Here is a 1,775-nt window from a genome sequence, read left to right on the forward strand (position 1 = left end):
GGAAATACTTTTTCTTCGCCAACTTTGTTTTCTTCTTTAATATGGCATTTAGGACAAAGAAGAATTAAATTATTTAAATCTAATTTCAATAAAGGATTCTTTTTAATTGGTATCTTGTGATGCACGTGTGCACTTCTTCCAAAGACGAACTTGCCACATCGCTGACAACAACCGAGATCTCTTTCATAAATAAAATCTCTTGTAGTTTTCCATTCATCAGATTTATAAAATGATTTGTTCTCGTGGTGATAGATATCCTTTTGCTTCTTTTTCTTAGCAGCAGACTTCTTAGATCGCTTGTGTTCGTCACAGTGTGCACCTTTGGCTATCTTGTTGGTGCATCCATTAAACTCACAGTACTTCATCTTCCTCAACTACTTCTTCACCTTTGATATGCTTCAGTACTTCTGCTTTAGTCTTAACTTCTTTAGGCAGCTCAATCTCTAATGATGCAGCATGTTCTTTCAATTGCTTAAGGTTCATTGAATCAACGTCTACTTCTTCAACCTTTTTCTTTTCTTCCACATGAACCATTGACTTAGGATTTTCTGTTACTTCAAAGCCTGGCTTCTTTCCAGCAGGTACAAACACGCTGCGTTTTTCAATGTTGTCCCAGTATTCAGTTCCTTGTGCTGTCTTTCTAATTTCTGTTCGCATTATCAACCTCTCCTTTTTTTGTATAACAAAAGAGCAACTACATTTAAGCAGCTGCTCTTTCGTCGATTTCTTATGTTGTTACTATAATCTTTTAAAAGCAATAAAAAATACAAGTACTGTATTACATTAATCTGACATTTGATGCATCTATTTGACTCTCCCATCACTAGAAGTCTATCTCTCTATCAGCGTGTTCTGCTGATATGACATGCGAGTATTAGTCTCAGCACACTCTAGATTACTCACATACTCATCTAGTATCTGGTCTCTATCCTTTAAATGTATATAAAAGAAGTAAAGACGCATGCATCTCTCTGAAAGGTTAATTCGTTTTCTAGTAGTTCTAATGTTTTTCAACTTTCGAACTTTTGATTCTTTGACTAGGAATACTTTACATAAGTCTGTACTATCTTCCCAACGTTCTAATTCGTACTTTGTTCTTCTGATATTCCATTTAAGATAAGCAATTCTTTCTTCAGTCTCTTGATAATCTTTCAGCCATTGGAATTTTATGATGATCACCTACCTCTACTTATTGTTCTGTTAAAATGGTAAATCATCATCTGAAATATCAATTGGTTGTCCATTAGATTCAAACGGATCACGATTCGAAAACTGACTACTATTCTGATTGCTAGATTGATTTGAATTGTATTGTTGAATATTTGTCTGTTGATAGTCTCCATTTGATTGTGCGCTGTTTTTAGAGCCAATAAAGGTAATGCCATCTACTATGATTTCATCACGATAAACCATCTTGCCGTCTTTCTCATGATTGTTATTTTGAAGATGTCCTTCGAATGCGATTTGAGAACCTTTGGAGAAATTATCTCTAACGAGTTCTGCTGTCTTGTTGAAAGCTTTGCAGTTGAACCAATCTGTTTCATATTCATTTGTTTGTTTGTTCTTGAATTTTCTTTTAACAGCAATACTAAAACTGGCCATTGTTCCGGCTGCGTTGATTTGTGGATCTCTTCCTAATGTTCCAATGATATTTATTGAATTCATTTACCAAACCACCCTTTAACTTTAACTTTTAACTTATTCCATTTGCCAGGTTCTTCTACTGGAGCTGGTGATTCTGGATTAAGTTGTGACCCGAAATTATTCATGTCATT

3 protein-coding genes are annotated in these 1,775 nt (G+C 34.7%); all 3 read right to left on the minus strand.

Annotation, left to right across the window (positions count from 1 at the left end; genetic code table 11):
* Window positions 1-365, minus strand: a 365-nt coding sequence (locus tag CAT7_RS11880) for an HNH endonuclease (protein ID WP_007725946.1), incomplete at its 3' end; no start/stop codon positions are given.
* Window positions 352-657 carry a hypothetical protein gene (locus CAT7_RS11885; protein ID WP_007722438.1) on the minus strand — a complete coding sequence of 102 codons (306 nt, stop codon included), beginning with the start codon at window positions 655-657 and terminating at the stop codon, window positions 352-354. The genes CAT7_RS11885 and CAT7_RS11880, both read right to left, overlap by 14 nt.
* Window positions 658-1,200: 543 nt before the next feature.
* On the minus strand, window positions 1,201-1,665 hold the full coding sequence (locus CAT7_RS11895; RefSeq protein ID WP_007725952.1) for a single-stranded DNA-binding protein: 465 nt from the start codon (window positions 1,663-1,665) through the stop codon (window positions 1,201-1,203).
* Window positions 1,666-1,775: the final 110 nt, after the last annotated feature.

The organism is Carnobacterium sp. AT7 (assembly GCF_000171855.1).
Lineage (GTDB): Bacteria > Bacillota > Bacilli > Lactobacillales > Carnobacteriaceae > Carnobacterium_B > Carnobacterium_B jeotgali.